Below are 24,712 nucleotides of genomic sequence, written 5' to 3'. Positions count from 1 at the left end.
CAAGCTTCAGGTTCAGCATTTCGGAGGTCTGTCATGTCACGTACACGAACACTGCTTGTCGCCGTTGCGACGGTCCCGTTCCTCGCAATCGCAGCCTCGAGCGGCTCGGCGGCCGAGGAGACCACGCGTTATTCCCTGGAGAAAACCGACACCGGTTATGTCCGGATGAACAACAGCACCGGGGAGATGTCCATCTGCCAGGAAAAGTCCGGGCAGCTGATCTGCAAACTGGCTGCCGAAGAGCGCAAGGCCTACGAGGAGGATCTGGCTGATCTGAAGACCCGTGTTGCCAAGCTGGAAGACACGGTCGCCAGCATGGGCAAGATTCCCCCGGTTGTCCGTGAAGCGCTGCCTTCCGATGAAGAGTTCGAGAAAGGCATGAATTACATGGAGAAATTCATGCGCCGTTTCATGGGGATAGCCAAGGAATTCCAGAATGACGACAGCGGCTCCAAGCCGCAGCAGGCCCAGCCGCAGAAAACCTGAAACGGGTAAAATATGAGGCGCGCGGTCAAAGCACGTTTTCCCCGGAAAACACCGGAACCTTTGTTCGAAATGTCATTTTGTTCTTGATTTGTTCGCGTTTTTATACGACTTTAGTCCCTCGATATTGGACGCTGGAGGGACAGGATGAACGAGGGGCCAAGACTGATCGGTGAAATTTCCATCCGGCTTTTTGTGCGCCACGGCGACCAGCAAATGGCCATGGATTTTTATGAAAATGTATTCGGCGCGCGGGTGGTCGGGCGCCCTTACCTGCACAATGGCGCGTTGATTGCCGCGGAAATGCGGATGGGCGCGTCGGTGATCATGATTGTCGGCGCCAACCCCAAACGGGATGCGGATGCCTCGCTGGGCGGGCCGCGTTCGGTCCACGCGATTGGCGCGACACCTGTCATGCTCGACATCCACGTCGACGATGTTGATCGCGTCATGCACCACGCCACGTCGGAAGGCGGCCATGTGCGCAATGCCGTCGAGGAACTGGACAATGGTGACCGCGTCGGCGTGCTGACGGATCCCTTCGGTCACTTGTGGGTGGTCAAATCACGCCGCAAACATCTGGCGGCGTAATCAGGCAACCGGCTGCCCAACAACCGGTTGCCTGGGCTGCTATCAGGCTGCGAACCGTTTGGTTGCAGCAATCAATTCATGCACAATGCCCGGTTCGGTGACGGAATGCCCGGCATCTTCGACAATGCGAAGATCCGCTTCCGGCCAGACCTTTTTCAGATGCCAGGCGTTCAGGAGCGGCGTGCACATATCATAGCGGCCGTGCACGAGAACGCCGGGAATTTGGCGGATCAGATGGGCATTGCGCAGGAGGTGGTCATCCGTTTCAAAAAAGCCCCTGTTCTGGAAATAGTGGCATTCGATGCGCGCAAACGCGATGGCGAAATGGTCGCCGGCAAATGCCTCTTCGCGTGCAGGGTCCGGCAGGAGGGAAAGCGCCGAACCCTCCCAGCGCGCCCACAATTTGGCGGCTGCCAGCTGCACGGCTGGGTCGTCGTCGGTAAGGCGCTTGTAATAGGCGGCGATCATGTCGCCGCGTTCCGCCTCTGGAATATGCTCCTGGTAGGCTTCGAAACGGTCCGGATAGATGATGCTCGCACCGTTGGAATAGAACCATTCGATCTCGAAACGGCGGATCATGAAGATGCCGCGCAAGATCAGTTCGCTGACATGGGCGGGATGGGTTTGCGCATAGGCAAGAGCCAGCGTCGAACCCCACGAGCCGCCGAAAACCTGCCATTTATCGATGCCGAAATGGTTGCGGATACGCTCCATATCCGCCACGAGATCCCAGGTGGTATTCTCGCGCAGTTCAGCATAAGGCGTTGATTTTCCACAGCCTCTCTGGTCGAAAAGAATAATGCGGTAGAGTTCCGGATCGTGCAGCCGGCGCATGGCGGGGTTGATACCGCCGCCAGGGCCGCCATGGATCATGATGACCGGTTTACCCTGTGGATTGCCGCATTCCTCCACGTGGATGCTGTGCAGATCAGACACGGCGAGCATCTGCTCGGCATAGGGCTGGGTCTCGGGATAAAGTGTATTCGTTATCATACATCTTTCTTTCGAAAAGTGGCGAAATGGGTATATGATTGCGCGGGATTAAGGTTTTGCCAAGTCAATTCATGTGTTTAGCAGACATCTACGAACAGTCCGCATTGGTTCTGAACTTTCCCGCGCAATAGATTTGTCTTGATATATCAGGAGAATGCGCTTTAGTCGCTAATATTAAAACGATTAGATTTTTAGATGTTGTAATTTCAAAATGGAGACTTTTCAGGCATGAGATTTAAGTTTGTGATTGTGGACGATCATCCGCTTTTCCGGGGGGCGTTGAAAGCTGCACTTGTGTTGCAGACAGGCGATGCTGATATTATCGAAGTCAGCGATCTGGAGAGTGCGAAAAAGCATATCCTCGACGCAGCCGACGTTGACCTTGTGTTGCTCGATCTCGCCCTGGGCGGCGTCAGCGGCCTGACTGGTTTGATTGCTTTGCGTTCGCTGCATCCGAGTGTGCCGATAGCGATTGTTTCGGCAACCGATGATGCCGTTACCATCCGTACCGCGCTGGCGCTCGGCGCTTCGGGCTTTATTTCCAAATCCTCCACGCTTGATGAGATTGCCGACGCCATTGGCAGAATACTCGATGGCGAGATATGGTCGCCGCTGACCGGTCAGGGCGGGGGACAGCTGGATCAGGAACTGTTCGAGCTGGTTGGCCGCCTGCGCCGTCTGACACCGCAGCAGGGACGGGTTCTCGGCATGATGGCCGACGGCATGCTTAACAAGCAGATTGCGCATGAACTCAATGTGTCCGAGGCCACCATCAAGGCGCACGTCTCTGCGGTTCTTTACAAGCTTGGTGTTGAAAGCCGGACACAAGCGGTCATTTGCCTGTCCCGTTTCAACAGTACACCCGCACCTCTGAACGCCAGAGCGGTGGAGTTTCACTAGGGTAAGGCCCGCAGTGCCGGCGATCATTCAGGCATCCGCACGGGTGCCTTGAAGATGGGAAAGCAGCGATCGCAGGACAGCGGGCCGCACGGGCTTGTTGATCAACGGGATATCCTCAGCGGCGGCACGGTCGCGCAATTGGCTCGACCGGTCGGCGGTCACAAGGGCGGCCTGTATGCGACACCCATATTGGCTGCGCAGTTCCGCTATGAGATCCATGCCGTTCTCATCTCCGAGATTGTAATCGGCAAGGATAACGTCTGGCGGCTCCCCAAGACTGTCACGCAAGGCCAGCAGGGTTTTGCCATGGGTCAAGACATTGACCGTGCAGCCCCAGGTCTGGAGCAGCTCTTTCATGCCCGCAAGGGAACGCTCGTCATCATCGATGCACAGCACGCTCAGACCATCCAGTGTGCCATGCCGCTCCAAAGCCGGCGGGTTGCTGACGGCAGTGGAGCACACCGGCATTCTGATGGAAAACACCGAGCCCTTTCCGATGCTGGAGGACACGCGGATAGTCATCCCCAGCAGCGTGGCAATGCGCTCGACAATCGATAAGCCGAGCCCAAGTCCATCCGATTCGCGCATGCCGCGGGAAAGGCGGGAGAATTCGCGGAAAATGATGTTCAATTCGGTTTTGGCTATGCCTATACCCGTGTCAAGCACCTGGACCTCGACCGTATCGCCGCGACGGCGGACGCCCATCAGTATCTTGCCCGACTTGCAATATTTGATGGCGTTTGAAACAAGGTTTTGGAGAAGCCGCCGGAGAAGGTGGGGATCGGTCGCAACGGCAACGGAGCTTTCAACGAGTTTGAACTCCAGCGCTCTTTCCTGCGCCACCGGCAGAAAATCGTGAAAGACCTGCAGCAGCACGGTGTTCAACGGGATGGTCGATATCTCAGGCCTGAGGGCCCCGGCATCAAGCCGTGAAATATCGAGCAGCGCATTGAAGATCGATTCAACGGCCTCAAGCGATGAATTGAGGTTGGCCGCAAGCTCCTTCAACTGCGGCTTGGCAAGCTGTTCCGTCAGTGCCGAGGCATAGAGACGGGCAGCGTTGAGGGGTTGCAGAATATCATGCCCCGCATCCGCGAGAAAACGCGTCTTGCTGATATTCGCGTCCTCGGCGCGACGCCGCGCCTTGGCCAGTTCCTGATTGGCAAGGGTGAGCGCCTTTGTGCGTTCGCGCACCCGCGCGTCAAGGCGCTCATTGCCTTGCCGCAACATTCTGTCTGTTTCGACTGCCTGGGTGACGTCGGTAAAGGTTGCCACCATGCCACCGTCCGGTATGGCATTGGCCAGAATGTCGACGGTCCGGCCCGAATGACCGAGCATGATCCGCCAGCGCGCGGGCAGCGTCTCCAGTTCTTTCAGCACGACATGATCACTGTTTGCCGCGGCGTCTCTCGCCGCAAGAAGAAAAGAAACGATCGCATGGAATGGTGTGCCCATGCGCTGCAGGGGGTCGGGAAGATCGAGCATGAGCGGAAACGGCCGGTTCCAGCACATGAGCCGGAATTGCCGGTCGAAAACGCCGATGCCCTGATCCACGCGATCCAGCGCCGTTTGCAGCAGATCGCGGTTTTGCACCAGGGCTTCCGTGGCGTGTTCGAGCAGTATCTGCGTCTGTCTCTGGGCGGTTCCAGAGGGGCCCATGGCAAGGGACAGGATCAGTCTGGCGGATGGCGATCCGACAATACTGGAAAGCAGCTGTTCGGAGAAATGCACCGTTTTGAAATCGGCCGCGCCGTCGGGGATAATTCCTTGCTGGCCCTGGAAGGCATCGAATGCAAGCCGGGTTTGTTCAGCACCTATGTACCGGGATATGGTGTCCTTCAGCTGATCGACCGTCACGTTGGCATGGTGATTCCTGCTGGAAAGGGCGGCTTCCCCGGTTTCGGGGATGAAAATATTCGCTTGGATACGTTCAAGCGGCGCTGCACTTTTCGACAGGGAGCCAAGGATGAAGAAAACCAGGTTGGCGGTCAGGCTCCACAACAACCCGTTTACCACGGGACTTGCGTCCAGCCCCCAGAGATGATGCGGCCGCAAGAGACCGATACCATAGGGGCCGCCCGTAACAAGAGAGCATGACTTATCAAGCCAGGTGGGGAGAAGCATGGTGTAGAACCACACGGCCGTGCCTGCCGCCATGCCCCACCACGCGCCGCGTGCTGTGGCCCTGCGCCAGACAAACCCACCGAGAAACGGCGGCAGCATCTGCATCATGCTGACGGCGGAAATGAGCGAGAGTTCTGAAAAGTCGACATAATCCCTGATCGTGAACTGGTAGGCATAGGCGGCAAGCAGGATGGCCACGATGGAGTAACGCCGGATTTTTGGAATGATTGCCGTGTAGTCGTCCTTACCGGGCGGTGTCATCCGCCAGGACCAGTTCCACAGGATCGGCAGGATGAGATCATTGGAAATCATGATGGACAGCACAATGGTCGGTAAAACCAGCATGGTGGCTGCCGCCGAAAGACCTCCGGCAAAAGCGAGAATGGCCAGCCAGCCTTGATGCGCCTGGAGCGGGAGTGAAAGGAAGTAAAAGTCGGGGGAGGCATTGTGCGGGAGCTTCCAGGTTCCAATTGCCGCCAGCGGCAGCACAAGAAAACCGGCAATGGACAGGCATGCGGGAACCAGCCACCGCGCGGCCGACAATTCCCGTCTGCTCCTGTTTTCCACCACCGTAAGATAGAACTGGCTGGGAAAAAGCAATGTTGTCGCAGCGCCGATCAGCGCAAGCGCGACGATGTTCGCCAAAGAGACGGGCGCGTGCAGCGCCGGGATGGCAATCCCGCTGCCGGTGAGATGGTCGAACAACACATCCGGCGTGCCGAAAAGAAATGTCGTTGCGGCTATGCCCACGGCAATGAAGACAATCATCTTGAACGCGGAATCGCTGGCCAGCGTGCGCACGATGCTTTCATCGCGATCCATGGTTTGCGGCGATTTTTCGCTGTTGTGGATGATGAACAAGGCAATGACGCACAGAAGCCCCCACACCAGCCAATGGGGTTCATATGCTCTGTCCGCACTGTGCGGGGCCGGCGAGCCGGCAAAGACCTCGAAGAGGTAGTGGACGGCTGTGAGCTGCAGGGCGAGATAGGGAACGCCGCCGATCGTCGTGATGATCGTCACAAAAGCGGTCACCGAGAAACTCTTGCCGTAGCGCGCACCGATCAGGTCGGCGATGGAGGCAATACCCTGCGATTGTGCAAGCTTGATAACGCGATGAAAGAACGGAAAACCCAGGGTAAAGGCCAGCGCGATCCCGATGAACAATCCGATAAATTCAACACCGTTTTCGGCGGCATATCCGAGGGCGCCGTAGAACAGCCAGCTGCTGCCGCCCGATGCGAGACTAAGCGCATAGATAAGCGGCCGGTCCCCTCTGCGATCAAGGCGATTGCGCCGGCCGATGGTTTTGACCCGCACATACTGGGCAATGAGGTATAAAATCGCGACAAGCGCTACAGTCCAGCCCGTCATGGGCTTCAACCTTCCATCAATTTGCGATGAACGTGTTCATCAAAATGAATTAAATTTAAAAACTACCCGTCGAAAACACTTGAATAACCAGAGTTGCCGGCGCGGCGTGGAATATAAAACTTTTTATTAATAAATTGGGAACATCTGTTACTGTCAATCCGTGTTGCAACCTGCACCACTGGGGACTGACAGCTTCCAATTAACACGGAATACTGGAGAGTGGTATATCATGCTAAAGGAATTCAAAGAATTTGCCTTGAAGGGAAACATGGTCGATCTCGCCATCGGTGTGATCATCGGCGGTGCTTTCGGCAAACTGGTTGATTCGATTGTGAACGACATCTTGATGCCGATCATCGGGCTTATCACTGGTGGCGTCGACTTCTCCAATATGTTTATCCAATTGGCTGGTGCGCCCGCTGCCACGTTGGCTGCCGCACGCACCGCCGGTGCGACCCTTGCTTACGGCAACTTCATCACCCTGCTGATCAACTTCCTGATCATTGCCTGGGTTCTTTTCATGGTGGTCAAAGCCATGAACAGGCTCAAGAAGAAGGAAGCTGCAGCGCCGGAAGCTCCGGCTGCACCGACCAAGGAAGAAGTTCTGCTGACCGATATCCGCGATCTTCTGGCCAAGCGCTAGGACATTTCGCATTGGTTCAGAGACCCCGGCTTCGCGCCGGGGTTTTTGTTTCCATGATTGTCAGGAAGACGTCAGCAGACCATCAGCATCGGTGATGGGAACATCACAAATATCCGCGTGATTGTTGCGTTTCATTGCGTTACGTCTGCCTTTGAACGGGATGTGCATTTGGCACTGGAGATATTATGGGTCTGATTGAACATTTGCGCCATGAAGCTGCGGTGGCGCCGGAAAGCGGCATCGTAGCGGTGATGAACCATGGCAGGCGCCAGGACGGCGTCATTCCCCTCTGGGCGGGTGAAGGCGATCTTCCCACGCCGGATTTCATCAGGGATGCCGCAAATGCAGGTCTGGCCAATGGCGAGACCTTCTATACCTGGCAGGCTGGCATTCCGGAACTGCGGCAGGCATTGGCCGGCTATCACAAACGCCATTTCAACGTGGATCTGCCCGTCGAGCATTTTTATGTCACGGGTTCCGGGATGCATTCGATACAGCTCGCCATCCAGGCCACGGCCGGGACGGGGGACGAGGTTGTCTATGTGTCGCCGGCATGGCCGAATTTTGCCGCTGCTGCCGGCATAGCGGGCGCAAAGCCGGTGCCGGTGACGCAGGATTTCACCGGCAATGGCTGGACGCTCGATCCCCAAAAAATCCGCGACGCGATCACCCCCAGGACAAAGGCTCTGTTCATCAATTCGCCGTCCAATCCATCCGGGTGGACCGCCGATATCGAGACATTGAACGAAATATTGCAGATCGCCCGCCAGCACGGTCTGTGGATCGTCGCCGACGAGATCTACACGCATTTTTATTACGGTGCGCGCCGATCCCCTTCGTTTTTCGATGTCATGGATCCCGATGACCGGATTATTTTCGTCAATAGTTTTTCCAAGAACTGGGCAATGACCGGCTGGCGTGTCGGCTGGATGACCCTGCATCCCGCCCTCGGCAAAACCGTGGAGAACCTGATCCAGTATTCCAATTCAGGCGTTGCGCAGTTCATGCAGCGCGGTGCCGTCGCTGCCCTTGATCACGGGGACGAATTCATCCGGATGCAGGTGGAACGCGCGCGCAAGGCGCGCGACATTCTCTGCGCCAAACTCGCAGCCACGGGCAGGGTGCGCATGTCGCCGCCGGCAGGTGCATTCTACCTGCTGTTTGGCATCGAGGGCGTTACCGATTCCTACCGTGCAGCCTTCGACATCGTCGATGAAGCAAAGGTTGGCCTTGCGCCGGGCACGGCTTTTGGCGATGGTGGCGAAGCCTTCCTGCGACTGTGTTTTGCCCGGCGTATAGATCAGGTCGAGGAGGCTGCCGATCGCCTCGCAGACTGGATCAGGAAACGTTGAATCGCATACATCTGAATAACACTCAGGCCACCATTCTTTCGCTTCTCATCGCTTCGGCCGGCGCTTTCAGCGCCGGTTTTGCCGGTCTGCCCATCCCGTTTCTGCTCGGATCGACGCTTGCGGTCACGGCTGCCTCGCTTTCGGGCATCCGTATTCATCTGCCGGACTGGCTGCGTGCCTTCGTCTTCTTCATGCTGGGTATCCAAGCCGGGTCCGGTGTTTCCGCTGATACCGTCAACCAGATGGTGCTGTGGCCCGTCAGTTTCCTCATGCTCCTTGCAGCGCTCATCGCCGTGACCGGACTGACTTATATCATGCTGCGCAAGGGTTTTGGCTGGGATGGGCCTACCGCATTGTTCTCATCGTTGCCGGGAGCGCTTTCCTTCGTGCTGGTGGCCGCCATGGGAACGCAGGCCAACATGGTCAAGATCACCGTCGTTCAGTGCATCCGCCTGTTGCTTCTCATCGGCTTTCTCGCACCGCTCCTCGCCGTCATCGCCAGGAATGCGCCACATGTCGTGGTGGAGCTGAACGATCACTGGACGGTTCAGGAAGCGCTCATCCTGTTTGTCTGCGGTCTTGCCGGCGCGCTCCTCGGCCAGTACACGCGCGTGCCCGGCGGCATGATGCTCGGTGCCCTGCTGGCAAGCGCGGCACTGCACGCCTCCTCCATCGTGACAGCGGTGGTTCCGCGCTCGATTGCGGATATCGGATTGATTATTCTGGGCGTGCTGATCGGGTCAAGGGTGGGTGCGGAACATCGTACCCAGCTTGTTCGCTATCTGCCGGCTGCCCTTTGCGCCTTTGTTATCGGAACGGCCGCCTCTTTTCTGGCAGCCGTCGCGGTTTGGTATATCCTGGATATACACCCTGCGCAGATCGCCCTGGCCTTTGCGCCGGGGGCGCTGGAAGCGCTGACGGTGATTGCATTTTCCCTGGGCGTCGATCCGTCCTACGTGGCCTCTCACCACGTGGCACGATTTCTGATGATTGCCTTTGCCGTGCCGTTTCTGGCGCGCTGGCTGAACGATACGGACGCCAACAAATAAGCCCGCCATTTCATTGAAACAGCGGGCTTTTGCGAATTCAGGAAGCGTGGTTTCAGCCGCCGGCCTTGGAAACGGCGAGTGTCACCACGCGCTCGCCCGTCTTGACGGACGGGGCGTTGTCCTTGGCGAAGGGAATGCCGAGTGCCGTCCAGACCTCAACCAGTGCGTCCTTCAGTTCGAGCACCAGTTCATCGGAGTGGAAGGGCGTCGGCGTGACGCGCAGCCGCTCCGTGCCGCGCGGGACGGTGGGATAATTGATCGGCTGGATATAGATGCCGTGCACCTGAAGCAGCCGGTCACTTGCCATCTTGCACAGCTCGGGATCGCCGACATGGATCGGGACGATATGGGTCTGCGATTGCATGACTGGCAGGTTGGCGGCGGCCAGAACATCCTTGGTCAGCTGCGATTGCTGCTGATGCAGTCTGCGTTCTTCCTGCGAGACTTTCAGGTGCCGGATCGACTGGGTAGCCGCAGCCGCGATCACGGGGGGAAGGGCGGTGGTGAAGATGAAGCCGGGCGCATAGGAACGAACGGCATCAATCACGGTCTTGGGACCGGTTATGTAACCGCCCAGGGTGCCGAAAGCCTTGGCCAGGGTTCCTTCGATGATATCGATGCGGTCGGAGAGACCTTCCTGATCGGTGATGCCGCCGCCGCGATTGCCATACATGCCCACCGCATGAACCTCGTCGATATAGGTCATGGCATTGTATTCCTCGGCCAGATCGGCAATGGCCGCGATCGGAGCGATATCGCCGTCCATGGAGTAAACCGATTCGAACACGATCAGCTTGGCGCGTTCCTTGCCGGCAGCCTTCAGCAGATCTTCGAGATGTGCCACATCGTTGTGACGGAAAATCTTCTTCTCGGCGCCAGAACGGCGCACGCCTTCGATCATCGAGGCATGGTTCAATTCGTCTGAAAGGATCAGGCAATTGGGCAGAAGCCGCGCAATCGTCGATATCGATGCCTCATTCGACACGAAGCCAGAGGTAAAGACCAGGCCGGCTTCCTTGTTGTGAAGGTCGGCCAGCTCGTTTTCCAGCTCGACGAGAGGATGGTTGTTGCCGGAAATGTTGCGCGTGCCGCCCGCACCGGAGCCCATGCGGCTCGACGCATCATGCATGGCTGCGATAACCGAGGGATGCTGACCCATTCCCAGATAATCGTTCGAGCACCATACGGTGATTTCACGTGTGGAATCGGCAGTGCGCCAAAGCGCGCGTGGAAATCTCCCCACGATCCGTTCCAGATTGGCAAAGACCCGATAGCGCTTTTCAGCGTGCAATTGGTCGATCGCGTCTTCGAAAAACCGACGATAGTCCATGAACTGCTCCTGTATTCTGGACTTAGTAGCGTTTTTGCGGGCTAAAATCCATGACGAGAAGGTGGGCAATTTGCCACGCTTGGCAAATCGCGGGTCTGCCGGCGCAGCCGGTGGCATTATACCGTTGAAAGAGCGCCGGTGATATGGGAAGCGCCGGAAATCGGTTCCGCCCATTCCTGCGGCGGGATCATGCGAAATTCTTTCGCCACATTATTTTTATGATGCATCTTCAAAGCTTTGCAGACCTGCCAAAATGCGGCAAGATATCGCAATGAAACTGTTGGCGTGGTTCAGGGGGTTGGCTGATGACAGTACTCATAACCGGGGGCGCCGGCTATATCGGCAGTCACATGGTCTGGGAATTGCTCGATTCCGGTGAATCCGTCGTGGTCATCGATCGCCTTTCCACCGGGTTTGAATGGGCGGTCCCGGCGGAAGCCAAGCTGATTGTTGGCGATATCGCCGATCAGCACCTCGTGCGCGATACGATCGAACGCAATTATGTCGATGCGGTCATCCACTTCGCCGGTTCCGTTGTCGTGCCCGATTCTGTCCGGGATCCGCTGGCCTATTATGAAAACAACACCTCGAAATCCCGCACATTGATCGAAGCGGTGGTCAAGTCCAACGTCAAGAACTTCATCTTTTCATCGACGGCCGCCGTCTATGGCGACGGGGGGCTGGAGCCCGTTACGGAAGAGACGGTTCTGTTGCCGCAGTCGCCCTACGGTGTCTCCAAGCTGATGACGGAATGGATGCTGCGCGACACGGCCGCGGCCCATGATTTTCGTTACACGGCGCTGCGCTATTTCAATGTGGCCGGGGCCGATCCGAAGGGCCGTTCCGGCCAGTCGACGCGCGGGGCGACGCACCTGATCAAGGTTGCCTGTGAAACGGCACTGGGAAAACGGCCCTATATGGAAATCTACGGTCACGACTTCCCCACGCCGGATGGCACCTGCGTGCGGGACTATATTCACGTCAGCGACCTCGTGGCCGCCCATCGTCTCGCATTGGACCGGCTCCGCACCGGCGCCAGCAGCATTGTCGCCAATTGCGGCTATGGCCGGGGATATTCGGTGCGCGACGTGATTGAAAGTGTCGAGCGCGTTCATGGGAGATCGATTGACGCGCGCCTGACGGACCGGCGGGCGGGTGATGCCGCATCGGTTGTGGCCAATAGCGCGCGGGCGCGAAAAGACCTGGGCTGGGAACCCCGTTTTGATAATCTCGATGTGATCGTCGAAACGGCGCTCGCCTGGGAAAAGGGTCTTGCAAGCCGCAATTCAGGGCGCTGATTGTTGTCCCGGTTGCGCAACACCGCCGCGTGGCGCGGTGTGCTTCTGGTTGGTAAACCGGTCATGCGGCGGAGAGACACATTGCTTTAACCTGTGTCATCCTAGAAAAGGGGAACCTTCTTCGCTGGGAAGGTGTTTAAAGACCACGAAGTAGAGTTGGAGTAATACGATGGGCGGTGCCAACCGGGCCAACGAAAAACAGTTATCCAGGATTATGCGACGACAAATTTCCCAGTCGTCCTACCGGACCGCTATACGGGCTGCCGGTATCTACAAGGTTGAGGATACAGTGCCGGAAAGCCTGCTCGACCAGCTCCGCCGCCTGGACGAAGCCGAATACAAGCAGGCGAAATAAACGGATAGCCCTGACGGGCCCATCGGCATCCCCCGATCCAGATCAGCATCACCGCCAGAATGCGTAGAAGAGGTGGACGAAGTCCACCCCCTGAAGTCCGCTGTGTCAGGCAGCCAGAGCCAGGTGACTGGTCTGTTCCTGTGCGGTCGCAATTGCCTTGGCTTCGGCTTCCGGTCCCATGCCAACACCTTCGATGCGAACCACTTCAACATCGGTCATGCCGAGGAAGCCGAGCACGGATTTAAGATAGGGCGTGGCGTGATCGAGAGCGGACGCCGGGCCGGCAGAGTAAATTCCGCCCGATGCGATCACCAGATAGACCTTCTTGCCCGTAACGAGACCCTTGGGACCATCTTCGCCGTAGCTGAAGGTTTTGCCGGCGCGGGCGATGTGGTCGATCCACGATTTCAGCGTCGACGAAATGCTGAAATTGATGAACCCGGTCGAGATGACGATGCTGTCGGCGGCAAAGAGTTCATCGACGGCCTGGTCCGAAACCGACACGACCCGCTGCTGTTCGGCGGTGCGTGCCTCCACGGGCGTGTATATGCCGGCCGTGTAATCGGCGCCGATGTGCGGCAGCGGGCGGCTGGCAAGGTCGCGTGTGACGATCGTGCTGCCCGGCGTTGCCTGCTGCAGTTTGCGTGCGAACTCCGTGGCGACCTGAGTCGAGTGGGAAGCTGCACCGCGCGGGCTCGATGTGATGAGAAGTATGGATGACATGGTTTTCGTACCTTCCAAAAGGACAATGAATTGATGCCCGTAATTTGGTGCTCGACATCCATTTAGAAAACTGGGAAAATATCTATCAAACCCATCTATGGATTAGATAGATCATGCAGCCCAATCCGACACTCGATCAGCTCCAGGTCTTCCTTGCCGTTGCAGACACGGGCAGCTTTTCCGCCGCGGCGCGCCATCTCAACCGGTCTCAGTCGGTCATCAGCTATACGATCGCCAATCTGGAAGCGCAGCTGGAGCTGCAGCTGTTTACCCGTGGCGGAACCCGGGAACCGCGCCTGACGGAGGCGGGGGTCGCCATGCTGGAGGACGCCCGGCGGATGGCATCGGCGCTGCAGGGGTTGCGCGCGCGTGCCGAGGGTCTCAAGGCGGGACTGGAAGCGGAAATAGCGATTGTTGTCGACGTGTCCGTGCCATCGCCGGTGCTGATATCCGTGCTGAAAGCCTTCCAGGAGCAATTCCCGACCGTGAGCCTGCGGCTGCATGTCGGGGCGCTCGGCATGGTATGGGATCTCGTCCAGAAGCGGCAGGCGGATATCGGCATTGGCGGGCCGCCGGTTCAGACCAGCGATGACCTGACCACGATCCGGGTTGGCGAGATGACCATGACACCCGCTGCCGCGCCGGATCATCCCCTGGCCCTCTACAAGGGACCGGTGCCGCTCTCGTTCATCCGCGATCATGTCCAGCTGGTGGTGACGGATCTGTCCGAGCAGACCAAGGGCCGGAACTTTGGTGTTTTCGCCTACCGGACATGGCGGTTGACCGATGTGGGGATCAAGCATGACCTGATGGTCGCCGGGCTGGGCTGGGGCGGCCTGCCCAAATGGATGATAAAGGACGACGTTGCCGAGGGCCGGCTGGTGGAACTGGACCTTGAGCCCTATCCGGAAAGTCATTACTCGCTCTTTGCCCTCCACATGGCCGACAACCCCCTTGGTCCGGCTGCAAAATGGTGGGTTGAGCGATTCGCGCGGGAAATGGCCGCTTGTGCCTACTGAGCGGTCTTTAGACCGAATCTTGCCTGCGGCAACCCAGGCGTCATGTTGAAAATGTTATGTACAGATTCGCAGACAAGCATGCTCGCCGGCGCTAGAATTGGCGCTGCAGCTGTTTCTCATATATTTGATGGATACCGTTATATGTCATATCTGCAGTTTCGGCCCGGCCCACTTTCATCTGAGTTCGCATAAATGCCCATACCCATCCTGATGTACCATCAGATCGACAAACCGGCAGGGCGCGGCAGTCCGTTCCGCTATCTGACCGTCGATCCGGCCAATTTCCATCGCCAGATGAAATGGCTCAAGCGCATGGGATATGCCGGATTGTCGATGCGGGATCTGCAGCCCTATCTGGCGGGCCAAAAGACCGGCAAAGTGGTGGGCATCACCTTTGACGACGGATTTCGCAACGTCATGACGCATGCACTGCCGGTGCTTGATGCGCTTGGCTTTACCGCCACGAATTATTTTGTCAGCCGGCAGATCGGCGGCTCCAACATATGGGATGCCGATGTCGGCGTTCCCCATTCGCCCTGCATGTCCCGTGCGGAAATGCTGGAATGGGCGGCATCGGGGCATGAAGTCGGTGCGCACACGCTCGATCATGTGCACTTGACCGAGGTCGGTCCTGACGAGGCCCGGCGGCAGATCGCCGACGTGCGCCGCGAACTCGAGGATATGCTGGGCAGTGCGGTGGACGCATTTTGCTACCCCTATGGCGATTTTTCCCGAGAGATCCGGCAAATGGTCGAGGAGGCGGGATATACCACGGCGACCACCACGCAGCGCGGGCGGGCGACGCCGCAGCATGATATGCTGCTCTTGCCCCGCAAGATCGTTCGCCGGACCGATGGCTGGCTGAACGTCCTGCGCAAATCCGTCACCGGTTGACGATGGGAAATCTCGTGCCCGGAGAACCAGCGAAGACGCGCAGCATCTGCGTCGGGACCATCACCCGCAACCGGCCGGTGATGCTGAAAAGTCTCTTCGAATCCTATGCACGGATGCAGGTTCCGGCGGGTACCAGCATCCGTTTTGTCGTGGTCGAGAACAATGACCAGCCAACCCTTTCCGACGTGGTGGAAACGTTTCGGGCGCTGTTGCCGCAGTCCACCGTTCAGTACGAAGTTGAACCGCGTCTCGGCATTGCCTTTGCCCGCAATCGGGTTCTGGATTGTGCGCTCGATGCGGGCGATGACCTGTTGACCTTTGCCGATGATGACGAAACCGTCGAACCGGACTGGCTCGTTCAGCTGCTTGCCGAGCGTGATGTCTTTGATTTTGATATTGTCGGGTCTCCGGTTCGGCTCGCGCCGCATGGTCCGGATGTGACGGTGTGGCAGAAAATGATCTGGTCCGGCATGGACCGGGCCAACCGCAACAGCGAAGCAAAATATCTGCGCAGGCGCAATGCCGGGCAGGGTGACCGGATACGCATTGCCACCGGCAGCTGGATGGGAAATCTGGCATTCTTTCGCAGAACCGGCGTGCGCTTCGACAATGCGCTTGCACTGGCTGGCGGCGAGGATTGGCGCCTGTGGGCGGACGCGCGCAGGCTTGGTGCCAAGACAGGCTGGACTCCGGCCGCTGTCGCTTATGAAACCGTACCGCAGGACCGCCTCACCTTCGCCTACCAATACCGGCGCAGCCGGGACATCAGCATCATTGAAATGCGCACCAAGCTGAACAAGCACAGGACTGCAACGCTTCTGCGTCTGCCGGGCTCGCTCATGGGCCGCCTGCTGTCGCTTTGTCTTTATCTGATGGCCGTACCGTTCACGCGGGGACGAACGCTGGTCAAGGCGGCATCGCGCCTGGGCAGTATCGTCGGCGTCCTGCGGGCATGCATGGGCAGCGAATCAGCCCACTACAAGCGCGTCAGCGGAACATGACACCTGATCGTCGATCAGGCGGTTTCGTCAAAATGATCTGTGGATAACGTCCGTCTGACGGATGATCGTCCGATCATCGAAAAGACTGGTGCTGCGAGAGAGGATTGAACTCTCGACCTCTCCATTACCAATGGAGTGCTCTACCACTGAGCTACCGCAGCTGATTTGCGAACGCGGCGGACTTCTGCCATATCATTGCTCAAATCGCAAGCAAGCAATTGTAATCTCTTGGGCAAAATATCAGTATTTGCCAAAAGCCCAGTATTTACGTGGAAAAAAGCCACGCTGGAGCACACGGATTTTGAAAGACCACTTATGACATCGCCGTCTTCGAAAAACCCGAATTCCGAGCAAATAAGCCGTGAGAAGCGGCGTTCAGAGCAATTACGGGCGAATCTGGCGCGTCGCAAACAGCAATTGCGTTCCCGGCGCTCCGGGGCTGCAGATGACCGGGACGAGGGAATCACCGCTGCAGAACAGACATCCCCCGATACCCCGACTTCGGACTCTTGACCGGTCGCGCCGCGATCGAAGCATTTCTTGAACCATTCTGTGCAATGGTTTAGATCAACCGGCTCTGCAAAGGGTCTCAACGACAGGACGGGTCTATCCCCGCGAAAGTGACACATTATGGATCGTATCAAGATTGTTGGCGGTAACAAGCTCAATGGCATCATCCCGATTTCCGGTGCCAAGAATGCGGCCCTGCCATTGATGATCGCGTCGCTGCTGACGGATGATACGCTGACGCTGGAAAATGTGCCGCACCTGGCTGACGTTGAACAGCTGATCCGCATTCTCGGCAATCACGGCGTCGACTATTCGGTCAATGGCCGGCGCGAACGCCAGGATGGCGCCTATTCCCGCACGATCCATTTCACTGCCCGCAATATTGTCGATACAACCGCCCCTTATGAACTCGTTTCCAAGATGCGTGCCAGTTTCTGGGTCATCGGACCGCTTCTGGCGCGCATGGGTGTTGCAACCGTGTCGCTGCCGGGCGGCTGCGCCATCGGCACGCGTCCGGTGGACCTGTTCATCGACGGTCTTCGCGCGCTCGGCGCCGACATCGAGATCGAGAACGGCTATGTCAAGGCCAGCGCCAAGGGCGGCCTCGTCGGCACGCGCTTCACCTTCCCGAAAGTATCGGTCGGCGCCACCCATGTGCTGATGATGGCCGCGACCCTGGCCAAGGGTGAAACCGTCATCGAGAATGCCGCGCAGGAACCCGAAGTCGTCAACCTCGCCGATTGCCTCAATGCCATGGGTGCCCGCGTTAGCGGAGCAGGCACGCCCACCATCACCATCGAGGGCGTGACCAGCCTCTCCGGTGCGCGCGTTCGCGTCATTCCGGACCGCATTGAAACCGGCACCTACGCCATGGCCGTTGCCATGACCGGCGGTGACGTGATCCTCGAAGGCGCCGATGCCAGCCTTCTCAGTGCGGCACTGGAGACACTCGGACAGGCCGGCGCGGAAATTTCCGAAACAAATTCCGGCCTGCGCGTTGTGCGCAACGGCCATGGCATCATGCCGGTCGATGTGACAACCCAGCCGTTCCCGGGTTTCCCGACCGATCTGCAGGCGCAGTTCATGGGCCTGATGACCAAGGCCAAGGGCACATCCCACATCACCGAAACCATTTTCGAGAACCGCTTCATGCACGTGCAGGAGCTGGCGCGCCTTGGTGCGAAAATTTCCCTGTCGGGGCAAACCGCCAGGATCGAAGGCGTGGAGCGCTTGAAGGGCGCGCCGGTCATGGCGACGGATCTGCGTGCATCGGTTTCGCTGGTTATCGCCGGTCTGGCCGCCGAAGGCGAAACGACGGTCAACCGCGTTTATCATCTGGATCGCGGCTTCGAGCGTCTGGAAGAAAAACTGTCCCGTTGCGGCGCGGTTGTCGAGCGCATCAGTGACTGATTGAGCGCTGTTCCTTCTGCTGGCGCACTTTCTCCCCACGCCAGAATTCCATTTGTCTGAACTTTCCTCTAACAGGGAAGGGAGCATGGCGCATTTTGCGCGCCATGGTCCTGAAAAGTTATGCAAAGGGTAGACATGGACACTCTCAAACTCATCGCGCTTGATGAGGAAGATCTGCAAATCCTTTCTGCGCATCTGCAGGATTCGGTGCTGAAAATAGCCGATATCGATTATCTGCCGGGCGAAAGCCGTCTGGTCCTGGCCGTCAACCGGTTTGTCTGGGAATTGGCCGCCGATGGCAAACGCCACCGCAGCTTTGAACGCCGGCGCACGGCGCTGCATTTCGCGCGGGTGAAGAGCCTCAAGGCAACCGGCATCGATCGCCGTTTCAAGGACGATGTGCTTTCCCTGCTGGTGATCCGTTTCATCGTTGGCGATGCGCCGTCAGGCGTGATCGAGCTGACATTTGCCGCCAATAGGGCGTTGCGGCTCGAGGTGGAAGCCATCGAGGCGCAGCTGACCGATCTCGGGCCCGCGTGGGAAACCGATTTCAAGCCGGAACACGAAGCCTGACAGGCAAGAGGAGCAGTTATTGTGGTTTTGGTGTTGAGGCAGTCCGATCCTGATTTTGAATCCCGGTTTTCCGCGTTTCTTCTGACCAAGCGCGAAGTGTCTGAGGATGTGGATCGCGTGGTGGCCGATATTATTCATCGCGTGCGCGCCGAAGGCGATGCGGCGCTTATCGACTATTCGCAGCGTTTTGACCGTATCGACCTTGTCGAGCACGGTATTGCCGTCACCTCGGCCGAAATCGATGCAGCGATGGCGGCAGCTCCGCTGGAAACCGTCGAGGCGCTCAAGCTTGCCCGCAACCGCATTCATTCGCACCACCAGCGGCAGATGCCGCAGGACGACCGCTATACCGACGCGCTGGGTGTGGAACTCGGGTCGCGCTGGACGGCGGTGGAATCGGTCGGGCTTTACGTGCCGGGCGGCACGGCCAGCTATCCGAGCTCGGTCCTCATGAATGCTGTCCCGGCCCAGGTTGCCGGTGTCGAGCGCATCGTCATGGTGGTGCCGTCCCCGGACGGAAAGCTCAATCCCCTGGTTCTGGTGGCTGCACGTCTTGCCGGTGTTTCCGAGATTTACCGGGTGGGCGGCGCCCAGGCGATCGCCGCGCTGGCCTACGGCACCCAAACCATAGCACCGGTGTCGAAGATCGTCGGTCCGGGCAATGCCTATGTGGCCGCTGCCAAGCGCCGCGTCTTCGGTACGGTCGGCATCGATATGATCGCAGGTCCGTCGGAAGTCCTCGTTCTGGCCGATAGCGACAATGATCCGGACTGGATTGCATCGGACCTCCTGGCCCAGGCCGAGCATGACACGGCCTCGCAGTCGATCCTGATCACCGATGACGAGGCGTTCGGCAATGCCGTGGTGGCTGCGGTGGAACGTCAGCTGGCAAGACTGCCGCGCACGGAAACGGCAAGCGCCAGCTGGCGCGACTATGGGGCGGTCATCCTGGTCGAGGATTTGCCCTCTGCACTGCCGCTGGTCAACCGCATCGCGGCTGAGCATCTGGAGATCGCAACCGCTGACCCGGAAGCCCTGCTGGCGGGCGTGCGCAATGCGGGAGCCATTTTCCTTGGCCGCTATACGCCCGAGGTGATCGGCGATTATGTCGGCGGCTCCAACCATGTTCTGCCGACAGCGCGGTCAGCCCGCTTTTCCTCCGGCCTATCGGTGCTTGACTATGTCAAGCGAACGTCCATCCTGAAGCTGGGTGTGGAACAGTTGCGCGCTCTGGGGCCGGCGGCGATAGAACTCGCGCGCGCCGAAGGTCTCGATGCGCATGGCAATTCCGTCGCGATCCGGTTGAACCTGTAGGGTGACAATGACAGCAACGGGCAATACCGATGCGCGATTGATCGATGTGGAGCTGGACGAGACCATCGGCCGCTCCACGCCCGACGTCGAGCACGAGCGTGCCGTTGCCATTTTTGATCTCATCGAGGAAAACAGCTTCCGTCCCGTCAATGACGAGGGAATAGGCCCCTATCGCCTGAAGCTTTCACTGATCGAGTCGCGTCTTGTCTTTGCCATTTCGCGTGAGGCCGGCGACGATGTGGTTACCCACATTCTGTCCCTCACGCCGCTGCGCAAGGTGGTGAAGGACTATTTCATGATCTGCGAGAGCTATTACGAGGCGATCCGCTCCTCCAGTCCAAGCAAGATCGAGGCCATCGACATGGGGAGGCGGGGGCTGCACAATGAAGGATCGCAAGCGCTGATGGATCGCCTGAACGGCAAGATCGAGGTGGATTTCGATACCGCGCGCCGCCTCTTTACCCTGGTATGTGTGCTGCATTGGCGGGGGTGAGCGAACCGGTGGGCGCCGAACCCGACAAACTCCCGGACGGGCAGGAGCCTGCCAAACGGAGCATGCCCGGTGCCGTGCTGTTCATCTGTGGCATGAATTCTATCCGCTCGCCCATTGCCGAAACCCTGGCCCGCAGTCTGCTGCCGCCGCGGGTCTATGTGGCCTCGGCCGGTGTCGAAAAAGGCGATCCCGACCCGTTTGTCGACGCCGTGCTGGAAGAACTCGGGTTGAAGCGCATTTCCCTGCACCCGCGGACCTTCGAAGAGCTTGAAGACGACTATTTCGATCTGATCATCACCCTGTCGCCCAAGGCCCATCACATGGCGCTGGAGCTGACGCGAACGACATCGGTCAATGTGGAATACTGGCCGACGCCCGATCCGACGCTGGTGCGCGGACGCCGTGACCAGATCATGGAGGCCTATCGCGACGTGCGCGACAACCTCAAACACCATATTCAGGCGCGTTTCGGCTAGGCAATTCGAACCTTTGTCAGCCCGTACACAATTGCGTTGAACTCCCTTGTTCACAAATGCCGCGCAATACTATAGGTTCCGCCCAAAATTGCGGTCGAGTGTGACCGCAAATTCCTTTCTGGAGATAGAACTACGCATGGCGAAAGAAGAAGTACTAGAGTTTCCCGGTCTCGTGACGGAGCTGCTGCCCAACGCGATGTTCCGGGTCAAGCTTGAAAACGATCATGAAATCATTGCTCACACGGCCGGCCGTATGCGCAAGAACCGCATCCGCGTTCTGGCGGGTGACAAGGTTCTTGTCGAAATGACCCCATACGATCTGACCAAGGGTCGCATTACCTACCGCTTCAAATAACAGTCCTCCCGGCTTCGGCCTGACTTGTCCGCAGGACACGATTTTCCAGGAATGCGTTCATGAGCGATCAACACAAACTGGTTCTGGCATCCGGCTCGCCGCGTCGTCTGGCGCTGCTGGGCCAGATCGGCCTGGAGCCTGATCGCCTGTTGCCCGCCGACGTGGACGAAACGCCTCTGCGTGCCGAGCATCCGCGTTCGCTCGCGCGCCGTCTGTCACGCCTCAAGGCTGAAAAGGTGGCTGGCGAATTGAAGGGCGATGCGGACCTTGGCCAGTCCTATATCATCGCGGCCGATACGGTTGTCGCGGTTGGCCGCCGCATTCTGCCCAAGGCTGAAATTCTCGACGATGCAACCAGCTGCCTGCGCCTTTTGTCCGGCCGTTCGCATCGTGTTTTCACCGGTCTTTGCCTGGTTACGCCGAAGGGCAAGATCCGCCAGGATCTGATCGAAACCCGGGTGCGCTTCAAGCGTCTTTCGCGCGAGGAGCTGGAGAGCTATCTTGCATCGGGTGAATGGCGCGGAAAAGCCGGTGGCTACGCCATTCAGGGACTTGCGGGCGGTTTTGTGGTCAAGCTGGTGGGCTCCTACAGCAACGTGGTTGGCCTGCCGCTTTACGAGACAGCTGGTCTCCTGCATGGCGAGGGTTATCCCGTCTATGCCAACTGGCAAGCATCGGCGCACTAGGTTTAGACGAATGGACGAAAACAAAAGCGCGGCGAAGGTAACGCCATTGCGGCCGACACGGCCATGCCCGGAATGCAAGCGGCCATCGCAGCGGGAGCACTATCCCTTCTGCTCAAGCCGTTGCCGCAACGTCGATCTCAATCGCTGGCTGACGGGTGCCTATGTTCTTCCGGCGGTTGAAAGCGCCGATGACAGCGAAGACGACACCGAACGCTGAACGCAGCGCCGTGAAACGTTTCACAGCTTGATCACACGCGGTGTGGCGGGCTGTGCCAGCACGATATTGATCGCACGCAGCACATGGATACTGTCGCTCAGGGGCATGGTCTTCGCACTTGTTTCACCCCTGCGCGTGGCTTCCATCACCGCCATGGCTTCAAACTGCAGGCCATTGCCTTCAAACGGATAATCTTCGCTTCTGCGCCCGGGGACCGGCAAGCGGTCGAGCAGCCTGCCAAAAAGGCCTCCTGGCCGTTTCAGCGGGCCGAAGGGCGTTGCGGCCAGGAAGGGCCGGTAAGCCGTCAGCCGCTGTGCCTTGAGGAAGGGTGCATCGAGCCGCAGCGTGCCCAGGGTTCCCTCGATCACGCAATGATTGGCACCGTTGCGGTCAAAACCGCAGGAAAGAATCGCGTCGGCCCCATCATAGTGCAGTGCTATCTCCGAGCTCATATCCACGCCATTGGGCGCGGCGTGCCACAGGCCGGATACTTTTTGCGGCTGACCGAGAAAATGCATTGCCAGGGAGACGCCGTGAATGCCGAGATCCAGCGTGGCGCCGCCGCCGAGGGAGCGGTTGAACAGGCGGTTTTCCGGCGCGTAATCCTCGGCATAAGCGAGTTCGGCGGTGATTCGGCGAATCGTTCCGATCTCGCCCGCATCGATTTTCGCCTTGGCTGCCACGACCGCCGGCAGGAAGCGGGTCTCCATGGCTTCCATGGCAAAAACCTTGATCCGGGCTGCCTCGCGCTGGATGACGGAGGCTTCCGTGTGGGATGGCGCAATCGGCTTTTCCGTGAGGATGGCCTTGCCGGAGCGGACGGTCTTCAGCGCCTGCGCCAGATGGATGGAACTGGGCGTCGCGATATAGACGGCATCGACGGCCGGGTCCGCCAAGAGAGAATCAAGGTCGCCATAGGCGTGCTTGCTGCCGAATGCATCGCGAAACTGTTCGGCATCAGCGAGCGAGCGGGAATGATTGGCGGCGATGAAAGCCTGCGGAACAAACGCAAGATCGGCGGCAAACCGCTGGGCGATCTCGCCGCTGCCGATGATTCCCCAGCCAAAAGCACTGCTCCCGGCGGCTTTGTCCCCCGTTTCATCCATGAAATGCGAATCCTGTCTGTTTGGGTAATAAACAACGCATCAATGCATGCTGTTTGCAAGAGGCAGAAAAACGGCAAAAAATTCGTCAGTTGATGCTGGACAGGGGGATTTTTAGTGTTATAACCCACCCGCTTCTGACGGAAAGCCAACGCTGTCAGAAAGGCTTGCCGGATAACGGAAATGCCTGAAGTGCCCAGATAGCTCAGTTGGTAGAGCAGCGGATTGAAAATCCGCGTGTCCGTGGTTCGAATCCGCGTCTGGGCACCATCACTTCTGCTTTTGTTTATTTTTTCCATCGCAATCAGACAAGTCCATCCCGATATCTGTGTATGCCCGTATGCTCTTAGGTCTCGCGGTTTTCAGAGGCCTGTGGATTGTTACTGGTTTAAAATTGATTCACCGCTTATATCGATTTTGCTGTCGTTTTCGATCAGAAGGTGACTTATATCTTCCGGGCGCCTATCTTCTCTGATGAAAATGGCGCTGGCATTGGCCAGGGAAACGAATTTGCTGGTGGGGCAATCCTGGATGATTGCAAATCGGGGCAACCGCTTGAGATGATCTATCGCTGTATAAGGCAATTTGCCGCCGTGCTGGCGTACGCTGGTCTTGTGACCGCGTCTGCCAGCTATGCATTTGCAGCAGATTCCGACCCGATTGCCAGTGACGGCAAACCCGTCAATCCGGCGCGCTGGATCGTGACGGTGGGCGCCAGCGTCGAATATGGCAGTAAGTTTGAAGGTGCGCGCTCCAAAGGCTTCGGTTTCATGCCGTCCTTCGATATTCGGCGCGGCGATGAACCCGAGGGCATGAGTGCGCCCGATGACAATATCGATTACACGCTTCTGACCCTCGGCGGGCTGGAAATCGGCCCTGTCATCGGCTTCCGCTCCGGCCGCTCCCGTTCCGATGACAGTGGCTTTGTCGGCCTGCGCCATATTTCATGGACGGTGGATGGCGGTGTGTTTGCACAGTTTTGGCCGATCCAGGACCGCTTGCGCGTGCGCGCCGAGGTGAGGCAGGCCTTCAATAGCTCCGAGGGGCTCGTGGCCGATCTCTCGGCTGACGTGTTCCAGCGCTATGATAAATTCCTGTTCTCCATCGGACCGCGCCTGTCGCTTGCCGACAGCACCTATATGCGCAACACCTTCGGCGTGACGGAAGAGGAATCCCACAACAATCACCGGGTCGAGGCTTACACCCCCGGTGGCGGCGTCAAGTCCTACGGGATCGTTGCTGCCACCACCTATTCATTTTCCGACGCGTGGAGCGTCCAGGTCTTCGGCCGGTATGACCGGCTGGCGGGTGACGCGGAGGATAGCCCGATCGTGCCGAAACTCGGGTCCAAGGATCAGAAGGCTATTGGCGTGACCTGGAATTACTCATTCGGCGTCGGTCACTGAAGCAGGCCGTCGCCGGCCTGCTCGATTAAGTCCACATACA

At 58.4% G+C, this 24,712-nt stretch carries 25 protein-coding genes and 2 tRNA genes; 21 read left to right on the top strand and 6 right to left on the bottom strand.

Annotation, left to right across the window (positions count from 1 at the left end; genetic code table 11):
• Positions 1-33 precede the first annotated feature (33 nt).
• Positions 34-486: a hypothetical protein gene (locus tag ACTJJ7_RS22320; RefSeq protein WP_245421192.1), complete on the top strand. Its 453-nt coding sequence runs from the start codon at positions 34-36 to the stop codon at positions 484-486.
• Positions 487-630: 144 nt separating this feature from the next.
• Positions 631-1,074 (top strand): VOC family protein, encoded by a 444-nt coding sequence (locus ACTJJ7_RS22315; RefSeq protein WP_105736461.1) that lies wholly within the window; start codon positions 631-633, stop codon positions 1,072-1,074.
• A 42-nt stretch (positions 1,075-1,116) separates the two neighbouring features.
• Here the strand turns inward: ACTJJ7_RS22315 and pip are convergent, their stop codons facing one another.
• On the bottom strand, positions 1,117-2,067 hold the full coding sequence (pip, locus tag ACTJJ7_RS22310; RefSeq protein WP_105736459.1) for a prolyl aminopeptidase: 951 nt from the start codon (positions 2,065-2,067) through the stop codon (positions 1,117-1,119).
• 228 nt (positions 2,068-2,295) lie between these two features.
• On the opposite strand from pip, the gene ACTJJ7_RS22305 reads away from it, so the two are divergent.
• Positions 2,296-2,967 (top strand): response regulator, encoded by a 672-nt coding sequence (locus tag ACTJJ7_RS22305; protein WP_105736457.1) that lies wholly within the window; start codon positions 2,296-2,298, stop codon positions 2,965-2,967.
• A 27-nt stretch (positions 2,968-2,994) separates the two neighbouring features.
• On the opposite strand, the gene ACTJJ7_RS22300 is transcribed toward ACTJJ7_RS22305, so the two are convergent.
• Complete coding sequence (locus ACTJJ7_RS22300; protein WP_440968852.1) at positions 2,995-6,465, bottom strand: hybrid sensor histidine kinase/response regulator; 3,471 nt, start codon at positions 6,463-6,465, stop codon at positions 2,995-2,997.
• Between the two features lie 229 nt (positions 6,466-6,694).
• Between ACTJJ7_RS22300 and mscL the strand changes: the two genes are divergently transcribed.
• The 3 genes from mscL (at position 6,695) to ACTJJ7_RS22285 (ending at position 9,509) form a co-directional block, all read left to right on the top strand.
• The gene (gene mscL / locus ACTJJ7_RS22295) at positions 6,695-7,108 is read left to right on the top strand and encodes a large conductance mechanosensitive channel protein MscL (RefSeq protein WP_105736454.1); all 414 of its coding nucleotides are present in this window, start codon (positions 6,695-6,697) and stop codon (positions 7,106-7,108) included.
• 185 nt (positions 7,109-7,293) lie between these two features.
• A complete protein-coding gene (locus ACTJJ7_RS22290) occupies positions 7,294-8,460 on the top strand; it encodes a pyridoxal phosphate-dependent aminotransferase (protein WP_440968851.1) in 1,167 nt (388 codons plus the stop codon).
• Complete coding sequence (locus ACTJJ7_RS22285; RefSeq protein WP_440968850.1) at positions 8,457-9,509, top strand: AbrB family transcriptional regulator; 1,053 nt, start codon at positions 8,457-8,459, stop codon at positions 9,507-9,509. The genes ACTJJ7_RS22290 and ACTJJ7_RS22285 overlap by 4 nt, the downstream gene beginning before the upstream one ends.
• A 52-nt stretch (positions 9,510-9,561) precedes the next feature.
• On the opposite strand, the gene hemA is transcribed toward ACTJJ7_RS22285, so the two are convergent.
• A complete protein-coding gene (gene hemA / locus ACTJJ7_RS22280) occupies positions 9,562-10,839 on the bottom strand; it encodes a 5-aminolevulinate synthase (protein WP_440968849.1) in 1,278 nt (425 codons plus the stop codon).
• 305 nt (positions 10,840-11,144) lie between these two features.
• On the opposite strand from hemA, the gene galE reads away from it, so the two are divergent.
• Positions 11,145-12,137 carry a UDP-glucose 4-epimerase GalE gene (gene galE, locus ACTJJ7_RS22275; RefSeq protein ID WP_105736446.1) on the top strand — a complete coding sequence of 331 codons (993 nt, stop codon included), beginning with the start codon at positions 11,145-11,147 and terminating at the stop codon, positions 12,135-12,137.
• Positions 12,138-12,306: 169 nt separating this feature from the next.
• A complete protein-coding gene (locus ACTJJ7_RS22270; RefSeq protein ID WP_105736444.1) occupies positions 12,307-12,492 on the top strand; it encodes a hypothetical protein in 186 nt (61 codons plus the stop codon).
• Between the two features lie 105 nt (positions 12,493-12,597).
• On the opposite strand, the gene ACTJJ7_RS22265 is transcribed toward ACTJJ7_RS22270, so the two are convergent.
• On the bottom strand, positions 12,598-13,215 hold the full coding sequence (locus ACTJJ7_RS22265; RefSeq protein ID WP_105736442.1) for an FMN-dependent NADH-azoreductase: 618 nt from the start codon (positions 13,213-13,215) through the stop codon (positions 12,598-12,600).
• Between the two features lie 113 nt (positions 13,216-13,328).
• Between ACTJJ7_RS22265 and ACTJJ7_RS22260 the strand changes: the two genes are divergently transcribed.
• The 3 genes from ACTJJ7_RS22260 to ACTJJ7_RS22250 all read left to right on the top strand — a co-directional run bounded on the left by ACTJJ7_RS22260 (position 13,329) and on the right by ACTJJ7_RS22250 (position 16,129).
• Positions 13,329-14,234 (top strand): LysR family transcriptional regulator, encoded by a 906-nt coding sequence (locus ACTJJ7_RS22260; protein ID WP_130268677.1) that lies wholly within the window; start codon positions 13,329-13,331, stop codon positions 14,232-14,234.
• Between the two features lie 192 nt (positions 14,235-14,426).
• Positions 14,427-15,128 carry a polysaccharide deacetylase family protein gene (locus tag ACTJJ7_RS22255; protein ID WP_440968848.1) on the top strand — a complete coding sequence of 234 codons (702 nt, stop codon included), beginning with the start codon at positions 14,427-14,429 and terminating at the stop codon, positions 15,126-15,128.
• A 14-nt stretch (positions 15,129-15,142) separates the two neighbouring features.
• Positions 15,143-16,129, top strand: coding sequence for a glycosyltransferase (locus tag ACTJJ7_RS22250; protein ID WP_440968847.1), 987 nt, complete (start codon positions 15,143-15,145; stop codon positions 16,127-16,129).
• Between the two features lie 86 nt (positions 16,130-16,215).
• Here ACTJJ7_RS22250 and ACTJJ7_RS22245 read toward each other — a convergent pair.
• Positions 16,216-16,290 (bottom strand) — tRNA-Thr (locus tag ACTJJ7_RS22245).
• A 469-nt stretch (positions 16,291-16,759) separates the two neighbouring features.
• Between ACTJJ7_RS22245 and murA the strand changes: the two genes are divergently transcribed.
• The 8 genes from murA to yacG all read left to right on the top strand — a co-directional run bounded on the left by murA (position 16,760) and on the right by yacG (position 22,163).
• Positions 16,760-18,049, top strand: coding sequence for a UDP-N-acetylglucosamine 1-carboxyvinyltransferase (gene murA / locus ACTJJ7_RS22240; RefSeq protein WP_105736432.1), 1,290 nt, complete (start codon positions 16,760-16,762; stop codon positions 18,047-18,049).
• 135 nt (positions 18,050-18,184) lie between these two features.
• Complete coding sequence (locus ACTJJ7_RS22235; protein WP_440968846.1) at positions 18,185-18,622, top strand: DUF2948 family protein; 438 nt, start codon at positions 18,185-18,187, stop codon at positions 18,620-18,622.
• Between the two features lie 21 nt (positions 18,623-18,643).
• Positions 18,644-19,936, top strand: coding sequence for a histidinol dehydrogenase (hisD, locus tag ACTJJ7_RS22230; RefSeq protein ID WP_105736428.1), 1,293 nt, complete (start codon positions 18,644-18,646; stop codon positions 19,934-19,936).
• A gap of 7 nt (positions 19,937-19,943) precedes the next feature.
• Entirely contained in the window at positions 19,944-20,429 is a 486-nt protein-coding gene (locus tag ACTJJ7_RS22225; protein ID WP_105736426.1) for a UPF0262 family protein, read from the top strand.
• Between the two features lie 62 nt (positions 20,430-20,491).
• A complete protein-coding gene (locus ACTJJ7_RS22220) occupies positions 20,492-20,905 on the top strand; it encodes a low molecular weight phosphatase family protein (RefSeq protein ID WP_425350504.1) in 414 nt (137 codons plus the stop codon).
• Between the two features lie 136 nt (positions 20,906-21,041).
• The gene (infA, locus tag ACTJJ7_RS22215) at positions 21,042-21,260 is read left to right on the top strand and encodes a translation initiation factor IF-1 (protein ID WP_008122731.1); all 219 of its coding nucleotides are present in this window, start codon (positions 21,042-21,044) and stop codon (positions 21,258-21,260) included.
• Positions 21,261-21,319: 59 nt separating this feature from the next.
• The gene (locus ACTJJ7_RS22210; RefSeq protein ID WP_105736422.1) at positions 21,320-21,946 is read left to right on the top strand and encodes a Maf-like protein; all 627 of its coding nucleotides are present in this window, start codon (positions 21,320-21,322) and stop codon (positions 21,944-21,946) included.
• Positions 21,947-21,956: 10 nt separating this feature from the next.
• Positions 21,957-22,163 (top strand): DNA gyrase inhibitor YacG, encoded by a 207-nt coding sequence (gene yacG, locus ACTJJ7_RS22205; protein WP_105736420.1) that lies wholly within the window; start codon positions 21,957-21,959, stop codon positions 22,161-22,163.
• Positions 22,164-22,183: 20 nt separating this feature from the next.
• Here the strand turns inward: yacG and ACTJJ7_RS22200 are convergent, their stop codons facing one another.
• On the bottom strand, positions 22,184-23,269 hold the full coding sequence (locus tag ACTJJ7_RS22200; RefSeq protein ID WP_440968845.1) for a Gfo/Idh/MocA family protein: 1,086 nt from the start codon (positions 23,267-23,269) through the stop codon (positions 22,184-22,186).
• A 191-nt stretch (positions 23,270-23,460) separates the two neighbouring features.
• On the opposite strand from ACTJJ7_RS22200, the gene ACTJJ7_RS22195 reads away from it, so the two are divergent.
• A tRNA-Phe gene (locus ACTJJ7_RS22195) sits at positions 23,461-23,536 on the top strand.
• 323 nt (positions 23,537-23,859) lie between these two features.
• Entirely contained in the window at positions 23,860-24,672 is an 813-nt protein-coding gene (locus ACTJJ7_RS22190; protein ID WP_440968844.1) for a MipA/OmpV family protein, read from the top strand.
• Positions 24,673-24,712: the final 40 nt, after the last annotated feature.

The organism is Phyllobacterium sp. 22229 (assembly GCF_052056495.1).
Lineage (GTDB): Bacteria > Pseudomonadota > Alphaproteobacteria > Rhizobiales > Rhizobiaceae > Phyllobacterium > Phyllobacterium myrsinacearum.
Note: the sequence above shows the minus strand (reverse complement) of the source record. Positions and strands in the feature narration are given on the sequence as shown.

What these genes read in the sequence shown, in the direction of transcription:
- ACTJJ7_RS22290 (WP_440968851.1), top strand. Translation starts at nt 7,294, where the DNA reads ATGGGTCTGATTGAACATTTGCGCCATGAAGCTGCGGTGGCGCCGGAA.
- pip (WP_105736459.1), bottom strand. Translation starts at nt 2,067, where the DNA reads ATGATAACGAATACACTTTATCCCGAGACCCAGCCCTATGCCGAGCAG.
- ACTJJ7_RS22255 (WP_440968848.1), top strand. Translation starts at nt 14,427, where the DNA reads ATGCCCATACCCATCCTGATGTACCATCAGATCGACAAACCGGCAGGG.
- ACTJJ7_RS22270 (WP_105736444.1), top strand. Translation starts at nt 12,307, where the DNA reads ATGGGCGGTGCCAACCGGGCCAACGAAAAACAGTTATCCAGGATTATG.
- ACTJJ7_RS22235 (WP_440968846.1), top strand. Translation starts at nt 18,185, where the DNA reads ATGGACACTCTCAAACTCATCGCGCTTGATGAGGAAGATCTGCAAATC.
- galE (WP_105736446.1), top strand. Translation starts at nt 11,145, where the DNA reads ATGACAGTACTCATAACCGGGGGCGCCGGCTATATCGGCAGTCACATG.
- ACTJJ7_RS22200 (WP_440968845.1), bottom strand. Translation starts at nt 23,269, where the DNA reads ATGGATGAAACGGGGGACAAAGCCGCCGGGAGCAGTGCTTTTGGCTGG.
- infA (WP_008122731.1), top strand. Translation starts at nt 21,042, where the DNA reads ATGGCGAAAGAAGAAGTACTAGAGTTTCCCGGTCTCGTGACGGAGCTG.
- ACTJJ7_RS22320 (WP_245421192.1), top strand. Translation starts at nt 34, where the DNA reads ATGTCACGTACACGAACACTGCTTGTCGCCGTTGCGACGGTCCCGTTC.
- ACTJJ7_RS22265 (WP_105736442.1), bottom strand. Translation starts at nt 13,215, where the DNA reads ATGTCATCCATACTTCTCATCACATCGAGCCCGCGCGGTGCAGCTTCC.
- yacG (WP_105736420.1), top strand. Translation starts at nt 21,957, where the DNA reads ATGGACGAAAACAAAAGCGCGGCGAAGGTAACGCCATTGCGGCCGACA.
- ACTJJ7_RS22210 (WP_105736422.1), top strand. Translation starts at nt 21,320, where the DNA reads ATGAGCGATCAACACAAACTGGTTCTGGCATCCGGCTCGCCGCGTCGT.
- ACTJJ7_RS22305 (WP_105736457.1), top strand. Translation starts at nt 2,296, where the DNA reads ATGAGATTTAAGTTTGTGATTGTGGACGATCATCCGCTTTTCCGGGGG.
- ACTJJ7_RS22260 (WP_130268677.1), top strand. Translation starts at nt 13,329, where the DNA reads ATGCAGCCCAATCCGACACTCGATCAGCTCCAGGTCTTCCTTGCCGTT.
- ACTJJ7_RS22225 (WP_105736426.1), top strand. Translation starts at nt 19,944, where the DNA reads ATGACAGCAACGGGCAATACCGATGCGCGATTGATCGATGTGGAGCTG.
- murA (WP_105736432.1), top strand. Translation starts at nt 16,760, where the DNA reads ATGGATCGTATCAAGATTGTTGGCGGTAACAAGCTCAATGGCATCATC.
- mscL (WP_105736454.1), top strand. Translation starts at nt 6,695, where the DNA reads ATGCTAAAGGAATTCAAAGAATTTGCCTTGAAGGGAAACATGGTCGAT.
- ACTJJ7_RS22300 (WP_440968852.1), bottom strand. Translation starts at nt 6,465, where the DNA reads ATGACGGGCTGGACTGTAGCGCTTGTCGCGATTTTATACCTCATTGCC.
- ACTJJ7_RS22315 (WP_105736461.1), top strand. Translation starts at nt 631, where the DNA reads ATGAACGAGGGGCCAAGACTGATCGGTGAAATTTCCATCCGGCTTTTT.
- hemA (WP_440968849.1), bottom strand. Translation starts at nt 10,839, where the DNA reads ATGGACTATCGTCGGTTTTTCGAAGACGCGATCGACCAATTGCACGCT.
- ACTJJ7_RS22220 (WP_425350504.1), top strand. Translation starts at nt 20,492, where the DNA reads ATGCCCGGTGCCGTGCTGTTCATCTGTGGCATGAATTCTATCCGCTCG.